Annotated in this window: 16 protein-coding genes; all 16 read right to left on the bottom strand. The window is 35.4% G+C overall.

Annotated elements, in window-relative coordinates; all coding sequences use genetic code 11:
• Nucleotides 1-11 precede the first annotated feature (11 nt).
• The 16 genes from ACZ47Z_RS05430 to ACZ47Z_RS05355 all read right to left on the bottom strand — a co-directional run bounded on the left by ACZ47Z_RS05430 (nt 12) and on the right by ACZ47Z_RS05355 (nt 19694).
• Nucleotides 12-1514, bottom strand: a complete 1503-nt coding sequence (locus tag ACZ47Z_RS05430; RefSeq protein ID WP_118174025.1) for an O-antigen polysaccharide polymerase Wzy family protein — start codon at nt 1512-1514, stop codon at nt 12-14.
• The gene (locus ACZ47Z_RS05425) at nt 1507-2520 is read right to left on the bottom strand and encodes a glycosyltransferase family 2 protein (protein ID WP_118174024.1); all 1014 of its coding nucleotides are present in this window, start codon (nt 2518-2520) and stop codon (nt 1507-1509) included. The genes ACZ47Z_RS05430 and ACZ47Z_RS05425 overlap by 8 nt, the downstream gene beginning before the upstream one ends.
• A gap of 32 nt (nt 2521-2552) precedes the next feature.
• Entirely contained in the window at nt 2553-3815 is a 1263-nt protein-coding gene (locus ACZ47Z_RS05420) for an oligosaccharide flippase family protein (RefSeq protein WP_054752631.1), read from the bottom strand.
• Nucleotides 3793-5193, bottom strand: coding sequence for an oligosaccharide repeat unit polymerase (locus ACZ47Z_RS05415; protein ID WP_147339193.1), 1401 nt, complete (start codon nt 5191-5193; stop codon nt 3793-3795). Before ACZ47Z_RS05415 ends, ACZ47Z_RS05420 begins: the two co-directional genes overlap by 23 nt.
• A gap of 10 nt (nt 5194-5203) precedes the next feature.
• A complete protein-coding gene (locus tag ACZ47Z_RS05410; RefSeq protein ID WP_117828103.1) occupies nt 5204-6310 on the bottom strand; it encodes a leucine-rich repeat domain-containing protein in 1107 nt (368 codons plus the stop codon).
• A 28-nt stretch (nt 6311-6338) separates the two neighbouring features.
• Complete coding sequence (locus ACZ47Z_RS05405; protein ID WP_054752619.1) at nt 6339-7463, bottom strand: DegT/DnrJ/EryC1/StrS family aminotransferase; 1125 nt, start codon at nt 7461-7463, stop codon at nt 6339-6341.
• 115 nt (nt 7464-7578) lie between these two features.
• Nucleotides 7579-8148: an acyltransferase gene (locus ACZ47Z_RS05400; protein ID WP_020435740.1), complete on the bottom strand. Its 570-nt coding sequence runs from the start codon at nt 8146-8148 to the stop codon at nt 7579-7581.
• Nucleotides 8148-9221 carry a Gfo/Idh/MocA family protein gene (locus ACZ47Z_RS05395; protein ID WP_020435739.1) on the bottom strand — a complete coding sequence of 358 codons (1074 nt, stop codon included), beginning with the start codon at nt 9219-9221 and terminating at the stop codon, nt 8148-8150. The genes ACZ47Z_RS05400 and ACZ47Z_RS05395 overlap by 1 nt, the downstream gene beginning before the upstream one ends.
• A 12-nt stretch (nt 9222-9233) precedes the next feature.
• Nucleotides 9234-10547: a nucleotide sugar dehydrogenase gene (locus tag ACZ47Z_RS05390; RefSeq protein WP_020435738.1), complete on the bottom strand. Its 1314-nt coding sequence runs from the start codon at nt 10545-10547 to the stop codon at nt 9234-9236.
• Nucleotides 10548-10559: 12 nt separating this feature from the next.
• Nucleotides 10560-11684, bottom strand: coding sequence for a glycosyltransferase (locus ACZ47Z_RS05385; protein ID WP_020435737.1), 1125 nt, complete (start codon nt 11682-11684; stop codon nt 10560-10562).
• On the bottom strand, nt 11674-12777 hold the full coding sequence (locus tag ACZ47Z_RS05380; RefSeq protein WP_117825400.1) for a glycosyltransferase: 1104 nt from the start codon (nt 12775-12777) through the stop codon (nt 11674-11676). Before ACZ47Z_RS05380 ends, ACZ47Z_RS05385 begins: the two co-directional genes overlap by 11 nt.
• Nucleotides 12778-12824: 47 nt before the next feature.
• Nucleotides 12825-14072, bottom strand: a complete 1248-nt coding sequence (locus tag ACZ47Z_RS05375; RefSeq protein WP_117825397.1) for a glycosyltransferase family 4 protein — start codon at nt 14070-14072, stop codon at nt 12825-12827.
• Between the two features lie 24 nt (nt 14073-14096).
• Nucleotides 14097-14777 carry a sugar transferase gene (locus tag ACZ47Z_RS05370; protein ID WP_054752611.1) on the bottom strand — a complete coding sequence of 227 codons (681 nt, stop codon included), beginning with the start codon at nt 14775-14777 and terminating at the stop codon, nt 14097-14099.
• 3 nt (nt 14778-14780) lie between these two features.
• Nucleotides 14781-15989: a DegT/DnrJ/EryC1/StrS family aminotransferase gene (locus ACZ47Z_RS05365; RefSeq protein ID WP_117825395.1), complete on the bottom strand. Its 1209-nt coding sequence runs from the start codon at nt 15987-15989 to the stop codon at nt 14781-14783.
• Nucleotides 15990-17933, bottom strand: a complete 1944-nt coding sequence (locus tag ACZ47Z_RS05360) for a polysaccharide biosynthesis protein (protein WP_020435732.1) — start codon at nt 17931-17933, stop codon at nt 15990-15992.
• Between the two features lie 216 nt (nt 17934-18149).
• The gene (locus ACZ47Z_RS05355) at nt 18150-19694 is read right to left on the bottom strand and encodes an LCP family glycopolymer transferase (protein WP_117825392.1); all 1545 of its coding nucleotides are present in this window, start codon (nt 19692-19694) and stop codon (nt 18150-18152) included.
• Nucleotides 19695-19712: the final 18 nt, after the last annotated feature.

Below are 19712 nucleotides of genomic sequence, written 5' to 3'. Positions count from 1 at the left end.
CCTGCAAATAATTATAGAGCTTTTTTTCTTTTCAACCGGTCAAATAGCTTTGTCTTATAACAAAACACCGTTCCACCATAGCATACAGCAATGCAAAGCCAAAATTGAATATACACAATAAATGTTAACCATCCAGTCGCTTCCGCTCGGGGAATAAAGAAAATATTTTGTAATGAGACAAGAATAATTGTACTAAGCAATACTCTTTTTCCAAACCCATATACCATATATAGTAAAATAATTCCTAAAATAATGCTGAATATAAAAGCTCCAACATATCCAAAATCAAACCATGTCTCCACCAAATAATTTGATCCTCGTCCATGACCATTCAAATAATCTTCTTTCATGCTCAAATAAGAAAGAATGTGTGAAAGATTATTGCTATGAAGGGCATTAAATTCACTATTTGCCGACGTCAAACCTTCTGTATGAAAAATTTTCTGTCCTATACTTCCTCTATAAATATAGTCTATAATATCTCCAAATGTAAAATTCAAATGAGGAGATAGTCTGATTCCCTCTCGATATCCATACGCTATTGTTGTAACGTTAAATGTGACTCCCTGACCATAGAAAAAATCGGCAATTAATGTTAAAAAGTTTCCGGTTACAATCTTTAAGCCACTACGTATATATGCGTATACTCCCATAAAAATAATTAAAGCTGGTGTACATATAGCAAGGAGTCCCTTTTCAATTTTTCCGATCCATTTCTTATCATCTACTAAATAATCTCGCAGTAAATAATAAGATAATACAAACAAGAGACTTAACATTGCCGGATTCCGTACTCCTATCAGCAAACTTGGAATCGTGGAAAGAACGTATAAGCTCAATGGAATAAACGTTTTTTTCTTTTCTGGTAGTGTAGCAAGAAATACACATATACTATAACGTGCAAAAGAGGCCAACGTATGAAAGAAACCTGGCAGACTACTGGAATAATTTGTGTAATAATCCAAGTAATTTCCAGTTCCTATTTTAATCAAAGGTTCAAATTGCTCAATAAGATAAAACAGCATTGTTACATAAAACACAACCATTGAAATCTTCCTGAGATTGCTGACAAATTCTGTTTTACAAAACATGCTGTCTAAAGAATGTGTATTGTTTTCTCTAATTTTTATACGAGAAAACTTTATAATATTAGCACCAATATAAAGCGCAGTCTCCGTAATAACAATCAAAGTCAATGCAAACCAGATATTTTCCTCTTTCTGAAAACTTTCTTTCCACCATTTCATTCCCCTGCACATTCCTATAAAAGGTCTGCTGATTTGAAATGTAAAAAGCGTAAGCTGCATGAAAAAGTATAAAAAATTTTCTTTAAAGTTCTTTATACTGAACAGGATATTCATACAGAATAATATCATGATTGCCACTAATCCCAGATTAAAGAGATTTTCCACTCTTGATACCAAAAATAACACAGATCCTATTACAAATAGTAGAATTTCACATATAAATATAATCTGTTCTTTCTGCTTCCATGACATCTTCTCTTTACTCATTTTTATCCCTCTTAATCTTCCTTACCCAAAATGGCATTTCTATAATTCCAATTAAGGTTCCTACTCCATATGCTAAATGCAGTGATAGAAATATTAACGGCAACATTAAATAATAATTGTACCACTTTTGCCTTTGAACAGCTAATACTGACATTAACAGATCGACAATCACATATAATACACATAAGCAAACAAACATTCCTGTATTTCCCAGCAAAACTATAATTCCTGTTAGAATCAGTGCAAGCACAAATGCCAAAGGAACAAAATGATGAATAGAAAAGCATCCCGGACAAACTCCAAGCGTCAAGCCAATCCAATGCCCATTTCCATATTTTTGTTTTAACATTCCACACCATGAATTCCTAATATTCTGATAAGATATAATATCTGGATTAAAACAAATTTTATATCCCGCTTTTCGAATACGATAATGCATTTCATTATCTTCTGTTCGTCCTAAATTTTCATTAAAAAGCCCTGCTTTTTCAAATACCTCTTTACGATATGCTCCATGAAAAACAGACTTCACATACGTTTTGTGATTTCCTTTACGATAAGGTGCAATACTACTTCCAAACATAGAAGATTCTGCCAACAACAATGTATGTTTCCAAGGGGTTTCTTCTTCAACAACATTCGGTCTTCTGCCTCCTGTCACGTTTTCTCCACTTATTATACATTGTATATTTTTTGATACAAAATCACTTGGAATCATTGTATGTGCATCAATCCTTAAAATCACATCACCTTTGGCTGCTGTAATAGCTACATTCCATCCTGCTGCCTGTATCTTCTTCTTATTGTCCAATACTACAACTCTTCGGAACCCATGATCCTCTTTTGAGAATTCTTCCATCTTTTTTCTCGTTTGGTCTGTGGACATAGCATTCACAAGAACTATTTCCATTTTTTCATGTGGATAATCTTGTGCAATAATATCTTTGAACAACGAATCAAGTGCTTTTTCTTCATTATATGCAATCACGCAAAAAGAAACTAACATGTTCTCTCCCCTTGTTATATAAAATCTGTTATTTAATCATATAAACACTTTTTCCGATAATATATCCAGTATACCACTCCTGATACTACATATACAAATCCTGTTGCAATTCCAGCTCCCCAGATTCCAAATTGACTGATTGCAAAATAAGTAATGATTAAATGTACTCCACAAGAAATTGCTGCCATTATTGCATTGAATTTTGCAACTCCTATTGCCGGCAGAAAATTCATTGGAACCATTCTGATTCCTGCATTCAACGCATATACTATCCAAAAAACAGTTGATAAAGCAGTTGCATCTTCATAACGACTTCCGTACACAATTCTTATGATATACGGACTAAGCACTGCTCCTGCAACAGTTATGATACCAATAACTCCTGCTGTCATCATACCAACTTTCTTTGAAATATTCCACACTTCTTTTCCATCTGATGCTTTTGCAATAATAGTAAAATAATAAATAATAATTGATTGAGTCACGAATGACAACTGACCGGGAATCATAATAGCAATTTTATAATTTGCTGTTATTGTTTCATTCCTCAGTAATTCATTAACAAGCGTCATCTCGTTGATTGGCATAATCAGTGAAAACAGATTAGAAAGCATTAATGAGATAGACATTACCATAAATGCCTTTATCTGTTCCGGACTCAGCTTCGCCGCTTTCTCTTTAGAAATATTTCTCTTTAGTGCTGCCCATACAGATATGATTGCAACTATGATCGCCACGTATCTGGCAAATGCAATTCCTTTGATACCAATCAATAAAACAAAACATACACTACATCCAAATACAACTGTTGTCTGAACCACAGCGGCACGTGCATACGCCTCATTCTCGCCATGTGCTCTCAAATAACTAAGTACTGTAGCCAATATATTATTAAAAACAGGATAAATCACCAGTACATATACAACGCTACGCGCATTAGGGAACGGAATCGAAGTTAAAGCTACATAAAGTACTACAATCAAAGATAAGATAGCTTCAAATAGAGTTCCATATTTCATTGCAAATTCAAAATATGCTCTATCTTCCTGTTCAGTATCTGCCGCCGCACAATATTTAAGAATCGACGATGTCATTCCGAGACCGGCAAATGAAACTACATAGTTATATAAATTATCAGCATACGTTAAATAAGCATAATCTGTCTTGTCAACTAAACGTACAATTACAATACTTGAAACAAAAGCAATCATTTTCACAAGTGTATTACCTACAAAAATGTGAAAAAAGCCTCCTTTTATCAAACCATTTAACTTACTTTTTATTTTTTCTCCCATAAACGAACTGGCCTTTCACCTTTTCTGATATTCCTGTGATATACCTTTGTATCTTTCCTTCTCTTTCAAAGAAGTAATAAATTGCAAGTAAAAACAGTACAGTTAGTATAAGATCAAAGCTATATACAAAATCACAAAATCCACCTTCCAACGCTGTTCCTAATTTAATTGTTAAAACAGCTCCAAGTGCTAATGTTGAAGGTGTTTTTTTAAGTTTCATAATTAACAGAACTACAAGACTCAAAATAAGAGCAACCCAAATCACCGCAAAAATCACACCTTTATATCCCCAATTTGCATATGCTTCACCTGCAAAAAGAGCATTCATTACTCCGGCCGAGCCATCATACACTTTTTCTGATCCATAAAATGCCATTGTCAGTTTTGCGCTTCTCAAATAATCACTGCTATTCATCCCAATTAATCTTAAAATTGTCGGAGTAAAGCTCCGGCCTCCAAGAAAACCGAACACTTTTGGGAACAAATCAAAACAATATGCCAGAGTCCCCACCTGTGTAAATAAAGTCCTTCCCATTGGTCCATTATAAATATCAAAAAGCGATCCTGAAAAACCTGTATGAAAATAAAATGCTACTATAATTACTGCCATAAATGCAACAGATATAATCATATAAATCATCTTAATGCCACCCTTATAATAAATTAACATAATTATAAAAGCTGCGAAATAAAAAACAACCGATGATTTTTCAAATTTATATGTCTTTATAATAACAGAAGAAATAAATAGAGCAATTGTGATAATTGTCCATTTTATTTTCTTTGTTTTCAGCATGTATGCAAATGCCACATAAGAAAGCAGCGGTACCATCATCAGAACAAAAATGTTGCTTAAATATGGATGTATAAAATAAAGTCCTCCTATTCTGGTTCTCTCTGTCGCAAAATCAAAATCCGCTGACGCATGAATCAATTTCAAAAGCGGAATATATCCAATCTTCGCCAAAAGACCTATCAACAAGACGATACACCCAATTGAAAGCAATGCAAAATAAGGAAAAATCAAATCTTCTTTTTCACATTCTATTTCTTTCTTTAAGTACTCCTGATACTGTTTCTTCATGTTGACTCTGAACATTTTCTCCCAAAGCAAAATAAATGCCGGTAAAAAAATTGCAATTCCAAAAACAACTACTTCTGTAATCATACAGCTTTTATCACGATTTAACAGATATCCCAGTGTATAGTGTTTATCAAATCCTAATAAAATCAAAGCCGTTCCTGCAAATGTCTGTAACATGAAAATATAATATATATATGATATAACATTTACCTTACCAGGATTCAACGTTCCTGCTGCTTTACTGAACAAAATCGTTGAAATCCCAAAAATCACCAATATAAGTAATATCTCCAAAATATAACCCTCAATCATTTAAATTGTACTGTTTATCCAATAAATACTGCTTTGTTTTTTCATCACCATTTTTAAAATTGCCTATCATAAAATCAATTTGTGATCTGTCAAAATCATTATCCAGATAAATTGTATTAAAATTATGAAGATTTTCCAACACGCTAATATCCGTTATCTTCGTTCCTTTCATGCTCAGAAACTCGAGATCCGGACACTGCTCAATTCCATTTAACCTGGAATACTCATTATATGAAATATTTAATCTTTTTATATTCGGACAACTTTTTAAAACGTCAAAATCTTCCAAATGATTAGAATAAATGTCGAGTTCTTCTAACTGTTCAAGATTTCCCAAATATCCTAATTTAGAAAATGCATTGTTCCCCAAATCTAACAGAATTAAATTTGTCAAGCCTTCTAACTCCGGTGTTTCAGAAAGCATATTTGATGACACATACAAAAAATTTAACCGTTCACTTTTTGCTAATTGATTTATATTCACAAGTCGGTTCTTTGAAAGATCAAGAAATGTCAGGCTCTTCATCTTTTCGATTCCTTCTTGAATATTTCCGATATTATTTTGCTGGATAACCAGTTTTTGTATTTTTTCCAATCCGTAAATTGGTGAAATATCTGATATCTGATTATTTGTTAATGTCAATTCAGTTAATGAATAACATTTTGATAACGCTGTTATATCCTTTATTTCATTTCCAGATAAATCAAGCACCTGGAGTTCATTTAACCCTTCTATTGCCGAAATATCATTCAACTTACAATTTTTGATTGTAAGCTGAGTAAGTTTCTTACACTTAGCCAGATCTGCAATTTCTGTAATTTCCTGATTATCTTCTATATCTATTGTCCGCAGACTGTCTAAATCCTCTTGTGTTATTTTATCTTTTTTTAAAATCTGTTGTAGTTCTTTTTCTATATATTTATTATTAAATACTATATACTCATCTTCTTTTGCAGTGTTATGGCGGAATGATAATCCCACCATAACTCCTGCCACAAGAAGAGCTGTAATTAACACAGACCATATTATGATCAAAATTGGATGTCTTCGTTCGTATTCTTTTAATTTAGCCATAAATATTCCACAAAATTGTCTCATAATATCTTCCTTTCAATCTGTTACAAGACTAGTTCAAAAAATCTTTCACGCAATTACATACTTTCTCTAAATCTTCCGCATTCATATACGGATGCATTGGCAATGCAAGAACTTTCTTACAGAGTTCCTCTGAAACCGGACAATCTACATACTTCTTTGTATCAGCAAATGCTGTCTGTAAATGCATCGGCTTCGGATAATAAACCATAGATGGAACACCATTTTCTTTTAAGTAAGACTGAAGCCCATCTCTTTCTTCCTGATTCTTCAGCTGAATTGTATACTGTGCCCAGCTTGAATAAAATCCGTTCTTAACACATGGTGTCTTAACAATATCTGACAGAGCTTCTGTATACTTCTTTGCAACTTCATTAACAGCTTTCAGTTCATTCTTTTCAAATGCAGTAAGTTTAACTCCAAGAATTGCTGCCTGAAGTGTATCAAGCCTTGAATTCCAACCAATACGTACATTGTCATACTTAAACTGTCCTTTTCCGTGTACACGGATAGACTCTAATAATTCTGCTGTCTCATCGTCATCTGTAAAAATAGCTCCACCGTCACCATAACAACCTAATGGTTTTGCCGGGAAAAATGATGTTGTAGATGCATCACCGAAACTACATGCCTCTCTATCACCGATTCTTCCGCCAAATCCCTGCGCAGCATCCTCCAACAGAAGAAGATTGTTTTCTTTTGCAATTGCTTCAAGTTTTTCATAATCTGCCGGCTGTCCAAAAAGGTCTACTGCAATAATTGCACGCGGTATAAGTTTTCCCTCATCCTTTACTTTTTGAATTGCATCCTTCAGAGATGTCACATCTGCATTGAAACTATCCGGATCAACATCATAGAATACAGGTGTCGCACCTTCAAATGAAACTACTTCTGCTGAAGCAAAAAAAGTGAAATCTGGAACAAAAACTGCATCTCCTTCCTTGATATTCCATGCCATCATCATCATCGTTAACGCATCTGTACCATTTCCGCATGTAATACAATGTTTTCTTCCAACATATTTTGCAAGACGCTCCTCTAATTCTTTTACCTGATTTCCGCTGATAAAATTACAATTTTCTAATACTTCAGAAATTGCAACATCCATTTCTTCTTTTAATACCTGATATTGTTTCTTTAAATCTCTAAACTGCATTTCTATTTATCCCTCTTTTTCACATGTTCCGATTCACTCAGCATTATGTATTAACTAATTTTCACATTCTTTGCCATTATATTCACAAAAACCCATATATTTCTTTAAAAGATCATTAATGTTTTTTTAATTTTAATCCATCCGTATGTTCTTCATATTCTCGATGACAACATTCACATTTCAAATCTTTTCCAAGAACATTTCCGCATTCACATACCCAACCGATTCTTTTTGCCGGAACTCCTGCCATTAATGCATGATTTTTTACATTCTTTGTAACGACAGCACCCGCTGCGATCATAGCCCATTTTCCGATTGTATGACCACATACAATCGTTGCATTTGCACCTACTGTTGAACCTTCTTTTAAAAGTGTCTTCTTATATCCGGCACTTCCTTTTGGATATTTGGCACGTGGTGTCAAATCATTCGTAAAAACCATAGAAGGACCACAAAAAACGTAGTCCTCCAATTCAACCCCTTCATAAATGGATACATTATTCTGTACTTTTACGCCATTTCCAATTTTTACATGATTTGACACATTCACATTCTGTCCAAAAGAACAGTTTTCTCCTATTTCTGATCCACTTTGAATATGAGAAAAATGCCAGATTTTTGTGCCTTTTCCGATTTTAACATCGTCATCTATATAGCTGCTTTCATGTACAAAATAATCACTCATTAAAATTCTCCTGTCATATCCAGACTTGCAAAATTCTCCAGTGGAAGTTTTACAGCATGACCTTCTTTCTGGCTCTTATAAATTGCAAGAACAAGCTCCAGTGCATTTCTTCCTGCATGTGCATCAACATATGGTGCTCTGTCATTCTTAATTGCATCAATTACATCTGCATAAAGACTTGTGTGTCCATTTCCATATACATTACTTGTCTGCTCTTCAAGTCCTTTGTTTGCCTGATCATCATCTGTCTCATCAGCAAAATTCCATACATCAATGTTATTTGTAGATTTTCCACCAAGCTTGACTGTACCATTCTCACCGAACAGATATAATGTTTCCTCGAGATTCTGTGGATAGACATTTGTTGTTCCTTCAATTGTTGCAACTGCTCCATTTTTGAACTTTACAACTGCCATTCCGATGTCTTCTGCTTCAAGATAATGATGGAACTGCTGTTTTGTTACACCATAAACTTCATCGATTTCATTTCCCATCATCCAACGAAGAAGATCAATTCCATGGATACACTGGTTCATAAGAGCTCCACCATCCTGAGCCCATGTTCCTCTCCATGGAGCCTGTGTATAATAATCCTGATTTCTGTTCCAACGTACATGAATAGAACCATGGGAAAGTTTTCCGAATCTTCCTGCTTCAAGAGCTTTTCTCATCTCCTGAACTGCAACATTGAATCTATTCTGATGACACGCAGATACTTTTACGCCTTTTTCCTCAGACAGTTTAATAATCTTATCTGCATCTTCAATGCTCATTGCCATCGGTTTCTCGATAATACAGTTGATTCCATGCTCAATACAGTACAAAGCAATCTCTGCATGAAGACCACTTTCTGTTGCAATACCAACAAGTTCGATTTCATTTTCTTCAATCATTTTTTTGTAGTCTGTATATCTTTTAATACTTGTATCATTTTCAAGTCCATGTTTTGCAAGAACATTTTCGATATGTTCCGGTACAACATCGCAGGCAGCTACAAATTCGAGTTTATTATTTACAACAGCTTTTACATGATTTGTTGAAATTCTTCCACAACCAATTAATGCATATTTCATCTTTATATCCTCCTACAGAACTTCAATATTCTCTCTGTTCTCGATATTCTTCATAACATTCTTTGTATCAAAGATTGCTTTTGCATTCTTCTGAATCATGTCATAATCTACATTCGTATGTGCTGCTGTTACCATAATCAGGTCGTAAGAAGCAATGATTTCCGGATCAATTTTCTCAATTCCCTGATGTTTCTCTCCATGATATTTGTACTCAGAAATCCATGGATCATAGAAATCAACATCTGCCATCTCGCGTTTGAGCACTTCAATTACACGAAGAGCCGGACTTTCTCTATAATCATCAATATCCTGCTTGTATGCAACACCAAGGACAAGTACCTTTGCTCCGTTCATAGCTTTCTTATGACGATTCAGAACCTTGCTTGCGCGCTCTACGCAGTATTCCGGCATCTGATCGTTAATAATCATAGATCCTTCGATCATAGATGTATGGAATCCATACTCTCTTGCTTTCCATGTAAGGTAATATGGATCAAGCGGGATACAGTGTCCACCAAGTCCCGGACCTGGATAGAATGCCTGGAAACCATATGGTTTTGTCTTAGCAGCATCAATAACTTCCCACATGCTGATTCCCATTCTGTCACAGAGCATAGTCAGTTCATTTACAAGACCAATGTTGATATTTCTATATGTGTTTTCAAGGATCTTCTCCATCTCAGCGATTGCCGGTGAAGAAACTTCATATACATCACCTTCAAGTACAGCACGGTACATTGTTGCAATTACCTCTGTCGCATCTTTACCGATTGCTCCAACAACCTTTGGTGTGTTTTTTGTCTTATAGATCAGGTTACCTGGATCAACACGCTCTGGAGAAAATCCAAGATAGAAATCTTCTCCGCATTTTAATCCTGATCCTTCTTCAAGGATTGGTTTGATCAGTTCTTCTGTTGTTCCCGGATATGTTGTAGACTCAAGTACTACCATTGTTCCTTTTGTAAGATATTTAGAAATAGCTTCTGTTGAGGCCTTTACATAGCTGATGTCCGGCTCCTGATGGGAATCCAATGGTGTAGGTACGCAGATAGCGATAAAATCAACATCTTTTACAAAACTAAAGTCTGTTGTTGCTTTCAGCATTCCCTCGTCAACAAGTTTCTTCAGATCACTGTCTACAACATCTCCGATATAATTATGACCTTCATTTACAAGGTTTACCTTTTCTTCCTGAACATCAAATCCGATTGTCTTAAATCCAGCTTTTGCTTTCTCTACAGCAAGTGGAAGTCCTACATATCCAAGACCTACTACACCAACTTCGATTTCTTTGTTTTCAATTTTCTTCAATAATTGTTCTTTCATTTTTCTTCTCCTTTATTTTAAATCTAAAATAACCTGTTTTGCTCTAGCTTTCCATGTATTAGCCTCGTATGCCGATATTTCCGATTCTCGCTTTTCCTGCAGTAATGCCGGGTTTTGTAAGATATTATGCAAGCATTGTTTTAATGCTTCCTGATTATATTCTATACTCCATCCCAGGTTTTCTTTTTCAATAAATTTACCTGCTGCTGTATCTTTGGTTGCTATAATCGGTATATAATGTCCTAAATATTCAAACACCTTTATCGGCATTGCCATACGCATATAATCACCTTCACCTGCAAAGGCACAGCATATATCTGCTTTTTTATAATATGGCTCTAATCCCTGTCCACTCTCATGAATAATGGAAATCTTTTCGCTCATATATGGTAAATACTTGCTCTTTGCATTTTCCCATTCTTTTTCTCTGCAACAGACATAAGCATGAACCTGATCAGGCATCTGCTGCATCGCCTGGAAAAATACTGTCAAATCATAGATTCTGTCAATTCCACCAACATATAAGATTTCTAGTTTTTTTGCAGTCAAATCCGATATTGCCTGCACGGCATCAACATCATATTCCGCACATCCTGGCATAAGAATTGCACTTCTATTCAACAATTCCGGATATTCTTTTAAGTATGCCCGCATTTCATCTGTTGGAAGATAAAATACATTAAGCAATTTTTTATATTGCCTTAAATCATATCTGTACATTGGAATCGAAAAGCACTTCTTATACCATGATACATTATCACGATATACAGAAAATTTCCACTGTATATCTCTATAAAAAAGTCCGATTTTTATCCCGTTTTTCTTGCAAAATTTAAAAAAGCTAAAATCTAAAAACGGATAACGAGGCAAATGATTTTTTTCAGTCAGCAAAGTTGGCATTGTAGAACTCTCTGAATAAAGAAAATCATATTTTATACCGTTCCTTATATTCCGTTTTATCTTGTTTATTTGAACTTTTCTTTCAGTGCCATATCCTGAAATATATTCAACAAGATAACCATTTTCTTCAAATGCCTGTTTCATCTTGATTGGACGGATATTGGAGCCCGATTTTCCGCTTTTTTCAATATGGTTGGGGATGTGGACAATACATCTTTTTTCTTGTTTAATGTTCATTGTCACACCTCACTCTTTCATATAAATTAAGCATTTTCTCTACATTGTCATTCCATGAATACAGTTGTTCCACTCGTTGACGTCCATTATTTCCCATCTTTGTGCGCATCTTTTCATCAAGCACAAGTTTCTTCAATGCATCTTTTGCCTTATTTATTTCTTTTCGAGAAATAATCAATCCTGTTTTTCCGTCTTCTATAACTTCTTTAAATCCATCTGCATCCGATGCAACAACGGGCTTTTTCATCGCCATGGCTTCTACTGCTGCTACTCCAAAACTCTCTTTCCGGCTTAATGCACAAAAAATATCAAATTCGCTTATTGCTTCCGGCACCTTCGTGTTAGGTATTTTCCCTTTTAGGAAAACAGAATCCTGCAGGTTCTGCTTATTGATCAGATCTTCATACTGTTCTTTTTTGCTTCCCGAACCATAAATTAATAATTTAATCTTCCTTGAGTAATGCTCCTGCTCCAATTCCTTTTTCAGATCTCGAAATGCAAGAATCATTTCTTCAATACCATAAATTTCTTCTAAAGCTTTTATATTTCCTATTATCAGCTCTTCTTTTTCTGTTTCTTTATACTTTTTCGGATCAAACTGATTTAAATCCACTCCGAATGGGGTAATCGTAATTTCCAGTTTTTCATCCTGCATTACCTTTTTCAGTTGGACAGCCATACAATTACTTGTTGAGGCCAAATAAGAAGCACTTCTCACATTTCTTTTTAAAATGTAGTTTTTCACCCTGCTTTCATATGGGAAATCATATACATCACTTCCCCATACTGAAAGAATATATTTCGGTAATCGTGCTTTCCTCGCCAATGTCCCATAACCGCTTGCATAATGTACGTTAATGACATCCGGATTTATTCTTTTGGCAATTTTTCTCAATTCACCGGCATTTAGATAATAGCCTTTGCCACCACTGTGTTTCATCAAGTATAATTTTACTCTCGAATTCAGTGCATCTTCTTTCGGTTCATGGCCTCTGTTTGAAACAAGATACACTTCATGTCCTCTCTCTGCTAATGCATTCACCCATCTAACAGTGTGCGTACTATTTGCTGCCGATACAAACATTATTTTCATCAAAATGACTCCTCTGTTTTACTATCTCGCTTCTCTTCAAAACAAACTTATCGTTTTGAACTATCAATTGCCTTTTTTAAAATCCGCTCAATTTTATTTGTCAGTATCTGATAATCATACTCTTGTGCGCATTCTTTTAAACGTTGGCAATACTCTCCGTATTCTTCTGAAGTAAGTTGACGAAACTTTGTAATCTCTTCCGCATATTCTTTTCCATTCGCAAATCGCTTTGCAATTCCTAATTTTTTCTCTCTTATTAAATCATAATTCACCGGAAGATTACATAAAATCGGCTTTTCACTCGCCATATACTCAAACAGTTTATTCCAACTGCATCCGTATTTATTTAAGCCTGCCCCCTGAACATTAATTATGTTCAAATCAGCATTGCTCAGAATATACGGAATATATTTCTTTTCTACACGCCCTTCAAATTTAACATTCAATGAATACTTTCTGCACTCATCTTCAAGCATGTCTTTTTCTGTGCCATCTCCATAAATATAAAAATGAATATCCTGATTTTTCAATTCTTTTGCAGCATCAACCAATGTCTGAAGATTATTTACTTTTCGAATAGATCCCATGTAAACTACTTTAAATGCATTATCATTCGCAATCTGGCTATTCTCAAGGTTATATAATTTTTTATTCTCTTCAAATTCTGCTAAATCGACGCCATTATTTACGTGATTTACTTTATTGATATTAACTTTTTTCGTCCAGCCCTTATCGCATATGTACTCTTTTCCGCCCGGCATTGTAAAAATCAATTGATCTGCGTGTACGTAAATCCATTTTTCAAGCTGATACAGTACTTGAATAATTGGATTCATTCGAGACATACCATTATATTCTACAATCGACTCCGGCCATAAATCTCGTACTTCCACAACAACTGGTATTTTATGCTTTCTACCAAATAATAATGCAAATAATGCAACAAATAAATCTGGAGAAGATGTATAAATCACATCTGGCTTTTCTTTCTTATAAAACCGCTTCATTGCTTTCCAGGTCTTGAATGGAAGATCCATCATATTGATAACTCTGTCCATTCCATTTCCTTTATAATCACGGCTTTTAACAAAGGTATACTCTACACCATCTTCCATCTCTTCTCTATAAAGAGATTTATCCCTGATCATATTAATATCTGTATTATGAATCTTACTGGATGTAAAGATTTTCACCGAATGTCCCTTCTTCTGAAGGTACTTTGAAAAATAATAATGCCTCACCAATCCCCCCATACTCGGTGGAATGGCGTAATGATTCACAATCCATACGTTCATTGTGAGTTCTCCTTCATACCTTTGTTATTTTATAACTGCTATTACTGTTGCTAACATCGTCTTGATATCTTGCCAGAAACTAAATTCTTCAATTGCTTTCAAATTATATTTCATCTTTTCTGGCAGAATCTGTTCGATATAAACCTGATCTGCATTCTCTGCTGATTCAAGAAGCTTGTCTTCATCTTTATATTCAATACTCGCCCTTGATGTTACTCCTGCTGGCAATAACAGTGTCGCCTTCATTTCATCTGTATAATGGGCTACATACTTTTCAACTTCTGGTCTGGTGCCTACAAAAGTCATATCTCCAGATAATATGTTGAGCAACTGCGGTAGTTCATCTAATCTGCATCCGCGTAATGCTTTTCCTACTTTTGTTATTCTGGTATCACCTTTCGTGGTAACCTGCGTTCCGATTTTATCTGCGTTGTTAACCATCGTACGGAATTTAAAAATCCGAAAACTCTTACCGTATGTCGTCACTCTTACTTGTCGAAAGAAAACCGGACCTTTAGAATCCAGTTTAATGCAAACTGCTAGTATCAAAAGCAGTGGTGATAAAAGCACAAGCAACACACCTGCTACTATTATATCAAAAAGACGCTTCAGAATCAAACTTGCTTTATGCCGCTGCAAAATATCATAATATCTTTTTACTTCTTTCACTTGCATATTCTGAGGCAATTCGTCCCATCTGCACATCTTTTAAACCTCACTTACACATTTCCTAAATGTTTCAATCACATACTCTACATCCTCATCTGTCAGTTTTGTATGGAGCGGTAACGTAATCTCGTTTTCAAATAGTGCATAAGCATTCGGATAATCTTTGATATCAAATCCAAGATTTTTGTATGCTGTCAAAAGTGGAAGCGGTTTGTAATGAACATTTGTTGCAACGCCTGCTTCAGCCATCTTTATAATTACTGCATTGCATTCTTCTCTTGTCTTTCCATTTAATCTGACAAGATACAAATGACCACTTGACGCAAAATCATCCCCATAATGGTTCAATACACTAAGATCCAGATCTTTCAATCCTTCATTGTATTTTTCTATAATTTCTTTTCTTCTTGCCAAAATCGATGGGTATCTTCTCAACTGTACAAGTCCAAGAGATGCCATAATATCAGTCATATTGCATTTATAATACGGCGCAATAATGTCATACTCCCACGCTCCCAGCTGTGTCTTAGCCAAAGCATCTTTAGACTGACCATGCAGAGAAAGAAGCATAAACTGTTTGTAAATTTCTTCATTATCTATTCCGTCAATATCTCTCCAGACTGCTGCTCCGCCTTCTGCTGTTGTAAGATTCTTTACTGCATGAAAAGAAAAGCTTGTAAAATCTGCAATTTCTCCACTATGCTTTCCATTTTTTGTAGCACCAAATGCATGCGCACCATCAGCTACTACCGCTATTCTTCCCATCTTTTTCTGTATCTCTGTGCTCGGACGGAATAATGACTTTTTCTTTTCTACAATGTCGTATATCTTGTCGTAATCACAAATCACCCCTCCAAGATCAACCGGAATGATTGCCTTTGTTTTCTCTGTAATTGCAGATTCCAGCTTTTCATAATCCATCTCATAAGAATCCGGCTGAGTATCTACTAATACAAGTGTTGCACCTACATGTACTGCAACACTTGCTGATGCAGTATACGTATACGCACTTGTAATCACTTCATCCCCCGGACCAATTCCAAGAACACGTAAACTCATCTCTGCACATGCTGTAGCTGAGTTAAGACAAACTGCCTTACTCGTATGGCAAAATGCTGCTATTTCGTTTTCGAATTTCTTTGTCTTAGGTCCTGTAGTTATCCATCCACTTCTTAAAGTATCTGCAACCTCTGCAATCTCTTCCTCCGTAATATCCGGTGGTGAAAATGCTATATGTCTGTTTTCCATCTATCTATCCTCCACAACTGGTTCTTCGTGACTCGCTTTTCCAAGACTTAACAATTCTTCGTACATCTCTTCATCACGTTCTTTATCTTCTTCTCTGATATGATACGTCGGAACAATTCCAGATACGATTTTTTTCACATCCCTTGATTCCTCTGATGCAGCAATTTCGAGTTTTTTCAACTCGCTTAAGAAATGTACCTCATCAAATTCTAACGGTTGTCCCACATAAATCAGATTATTTGCCGTCTTCTGTAAACCTTCCTCTTTTGTAAGAATCTCCTCATACAATTTTTCTCCTGGTCGAAGTCCTGTATACTCAATATTCATGTCCACACCAAGAGTATAACCTGACAAACGAATTAAATTCTTGGCAAGATCAGCAATTTTAACCGGCTCACCCATATCAAGCACGAAGATTTCTCCTCCATGAGCCAATGCGCCTGCCTGCATTACCAATGATACAGCTTCCGGAATTGTCATAAAGAAACGGATAATATCCGGATGTGTAACTGTCACAGGACCTCCGGCTGCCATCTGTTTCTTAAACAATGGAATAACACTACCATTACTCCCAAGCACATTTCCAAAACGCACAGCAACAAATTCCGTCTTGGAATATCTACTGAATGTCTGAATGATCATCTCACATAATCTCTTGGACGCCCCCATAATGTTTGTTGGATTAACAGCCTTATCTGTAGAAATCAGTACAAATTTCTTGACCCCATACTTATCCGCCGCACGTGCTGTCTTATAAGTTCCAAAAACATTATTTTTAATTGCTTCATTCGGACTGTCCTCCATCAGCGGGACATGCTTATGTGCAGCTGCATGATACACTACATCTGGTCGATAAAGATCCATCACACTTTCAATTCTCTTTGTATTACGAACTGAACCAATAAGCACTTCTAATCTAAGTTTTGGATATTTCTTTTTTAATTCTTGCTGTATATCATATGCATTATTTTCATATATATCAAAAATAATAAGCATTCTTGGATTATGTGCAGCAATCTGTCGGCAGAGTTCGCTTCCGATAGAGCCACCACCTCCCGTTACAAGAACACTCTTGCCTCTCACATATCCGGCAATACTGTCAATATCAATCTTCACAGTATCTCTTCCCAGCAAATCCTCAATAGAAACTTCTCTTAATTTTGAGACACTTACCTCATCATTGATCAGCTGATACACGCCTGGAAGTACCTTCAGCTTACAGGTTGTTTCATTACAAATACGCAGGATATCTCTGGTGTCTTTATTATCAGCAGATGGAATTGCAAGCATAATCTCATCTACATCATATTTTTTCGCAGCCTCTTTAATTTTCGTACGGTCGCCGACAATGCGTACTCCGCGAATATATTTTCCGGTTTTTGATGGATTGTCATCAATTACACACACAACATTTCTGTTTAAATGTTTGCTTGTTTTCATCTCGGTGATTATTATATTACCGGCTTCGCCTGCTCCGATCACCATTGTATTGATTGGACGATTTGTGTTCTTTGAGATACCTCTTTGAAGAGCATGCAAAATACGATAAGAAAATCTTGTGATCAAAGTTGTCATTGTCAAGAAAAAGAAATAGAACAAATGAAAACTTCTTGGCACTGTCAGATAAAGCAGACTCATTCCAAATGCCTGAAATGCTGTTGATAAAATTGCCGCTGCACAAACAAGTAGCGCCTCATAAAGACTTGCATATGACCAGACTCTATTATATAAATTCAATAAAAGAAAGATGATCATTGTAGTAACTATATTAATCAACAAATACGTATTAACACTTGCCAAATCTTCCACAGGAACCGTGTTCCCATCCATTTTATATCTAACAATCAACGCTAGGTAAGAATTCACTATAATTGTAATGACATCTACAATAAATAGTAATATCATTCTTGATTTTGATGTTTTTAAGCTGAATATATTTTTCATAGAAATCCTCTCCATTAACAATGTTACAAATTATTACAAGTTTTTTACATAACTTATATATTATCAAATTTCATTCCATTATTCAATGTCTATACTTATTTTTTTCATAAATTGTGCAGGTTTTATATTTCTCTGCATTACGTTTTTGAAATCATTACCAATCAACTTTAAAAAAGGAGACGCTTCTTACTATTTCTGCGCCTCCTCTACCCATTCTTAATTTAATTGTTCTCCTTCGGTCAATACGCCGCCTTCTTCAACAACATTCACCAAATCAATAATATTCTGCACAGAAGATTCAATCGGTTCCATAATAAAGAGTTCTGTATCTCCACTAGAATAACAAGTACCTTTTGTATTCGTTCCTTCTGCTGCTATAGACTGGATTGTCCATGTTGCATTATTATTCAACTGATACTTGATCAGAGCATTGATCTGTTCCTGAGACATATTTGTCTCAACATCTTTGCTGACCTGTTCCATAATTGCATTTGCCTTCAAAAGCATTGTAGGCGACAGACACTTCTTTAGCATTGCAGTAATAACCGCCTGCTGATTTTTTCCTCTCTGATTGTCTCCATCAGGAAGATTGTGTCTTTCCCTGCAAAATGCAAGAGCTTCTTTACCATTAAAATGATTATACCCTTCCTGAACATCCATAGTATATTCTGAATCTTTACTTGTCGTAAATGCAAATTCGGAATATACATCAATTCCGCCAAGCGTATCAACAATATCAATTAATGAAGTGAAATTTAATCTCGCATAATAATTAATATCTGTCTCATATAATTCACCCAAAGTTTTCATAGATGCATCTATACCATAGATTCCCGCATGTGTTAACTTATCTCTCTGTCCTCCTGAAACTCCCGGAATAGGAACATAATAATCACGCGGTGTTGTTACAAGTAATATCTGATGTGTTTGTGGATTTACAGCTGCAATAATATTCACGTCACTTCTACTTGTTTCTGATACATCACCATAAACATCAATACCACTGATATAAACTGTAAATGGTTCTTTTATAATACTGTCATCTGTTGCTCCTGTTGAATTTCCGAAATCCAACTCAACACGTATATTAAATGTATACAACACTTTCACTTTATCGCTATAACCATCTACTGCTTCTTCCATCAGACTTGTATATGCACTGTTATAAATGATTGCATCACAATCCCCATCAATCAAAGCCTGTGCTTGTGTCTGGACAGAATCATACTCTTTTACTTCGATCGTATCAACGCCAATCTGCTTTTCAATATCGGTCACAGCTGTCTGTATATTGCCAGCACCTTTCTCAAACTGTACACCATACGTATAGTCTGCCGCATCTTCTATTGTCTCTGCTGAATCATCTGCTCGTACTGCAACAACCATCTTATCCACTTTATAGTTGCTTCCTGTAATCTTCCCAATCATATTATTAGCCTGAGCGACATAATAACTTCCAGTAAACATCACAACTGCCATAAGTAAACTGAACACTTTTCCCAAAGTCCCCCGTTTTTTCCTTGCCGCCTGTGAATTCAGTGTCACACACCATAAGAAAAACAGTATTGCTGCTGCCAGTATCAGATACTTATCCGGAATCATTCCCAACAAATACAATACCGCCATTAAGGCTATACTGGCAATCGTCTGAAGAATGATACACAAAGTTCCCAGCTTATTACTTCCCGATCTGCGGGAATACTTATTTGTACTTTTCTTTCTGCGTGCAGAATTGCCAGCAGATCCTTTTCGTTTTGCCATCTTACATCCCTTTTCTTA

This window comes from Mediterraneibacter faecis (assembly GCF_055383675.1).
The sequence above is the reverse complement of the archived record's forward strand: the minus strand, read 5'-3'. Positions and strand labels throughout refer to the sequence as shown.

Bases quoted from the DNA above. Each gene is read 5' to 3' on its own strand.
- ACZ47Z_RS05430 (WP_118174025.1), bottom strand. From the start codon at position 1,514: ATGAGTAAAGAGAAGATGTCATGGAAGCAGAAAGAACAGATTATATTT.
- ACZ47Z_RS05425 (WP_118174024.1), bottom strand. From the start codon at position 2,520: ATGTTAGTTTCTTTTTGCGTGATTGCATATAATGAAGAAAAAGCACTT.
- ACZ47Z_RS05420 (WP_054752631.1), bottom strand. From the start codon at position 3,815: ATGGGAGAAAAAATAAAAAGTAAGTTAAATGGTTTGATAAAAGGAGGC.
- ACZ47Z_RS05410 (WP_117828103.1), bottom strand. From the start codon at position 6,310: ATGAGACAATTTTGTGGAATATTTATGGCTAAATTAAAAGAATACGAA.
- ACZ47Z_RS05405 (WP_054752619.1), bottom strand. From the start codon at position 7,463: ATGCAGTTTAGAGATTTAAAGAAACAATATCAGGTATTAAAAGAAGAA.
- ACZ47Z_RS05400 (WP_020435740.1), bottom strand. From the start codon at position 8,148: ATGAGTGATTATTTTGTACATGAAAGCAGCTATATAGATGACGATGTT.
- ACZ47Z_RS05395 (WP_020435739.1), bottom strand. From the start codon at position 9,221: ATGAAATATGCATTAATTGGTTGTGGAAGAATTTCAACAAATCATGTA.
- ACZ47Z_RS05390 (WP_020435738.1), bottom strand. From the start codon at position 10,547: ATGAAAGAACAATTATTGAAGAAAATTGAAAACAAAGAAATCGAAGTT.
- ACZ47Z_RS05385 (WP_020435737.1), bottom strand. From the start codon at position 11,684: ATGAACATTAAACAAGAAAAAAGATGTATTGTCCACATCCCCAACCAT.
- ACZ47Z_RS05380 (WP_117825400.1), bottom strand. From the start codon at position 12,777: ATGAAAATAATGTTTGTATCGGCAGCAAATAGTACGCACACTGTTAGA.
- ACZ47Z_RS05375 (WP_117825397.1), bottom strand. From the start codon at position 14,072: ATGAACGTATGGATTGTGAATCATTACGCCATTCCACCGAGTATGGGG.
- ACZ47Z_RS05370 (WP_054752611.1), bottom strand. From the start codon at position 14,777: ATGTGCAGATGGGACGAATTGCCTCAGAATATGCAAGTGAAAGAAGTA.
- ACZ47Z_RS05365 (WP_117825395.1), bottom strand. From the start codon at position 15,989: ATGGAAAACAGACATATAGCATTTTCACCACCGGATATTACGGAGGAA.
- ACZ47Z_RS05360 (WP_020435732.1), bottom strand. From the start codon at position 17,933: ATGAAAAATATATTCAGCTTAAAAACATCAAAATCAAGAATGATATTA.
- ACZ47Z_RS05355 (WP_117825392.1), bottom strand. From the start codon at position 19,694: ATGGCAAAACGAAAAGGATCTGCTGGCAATTCTGCACGCAGAAAGAAA.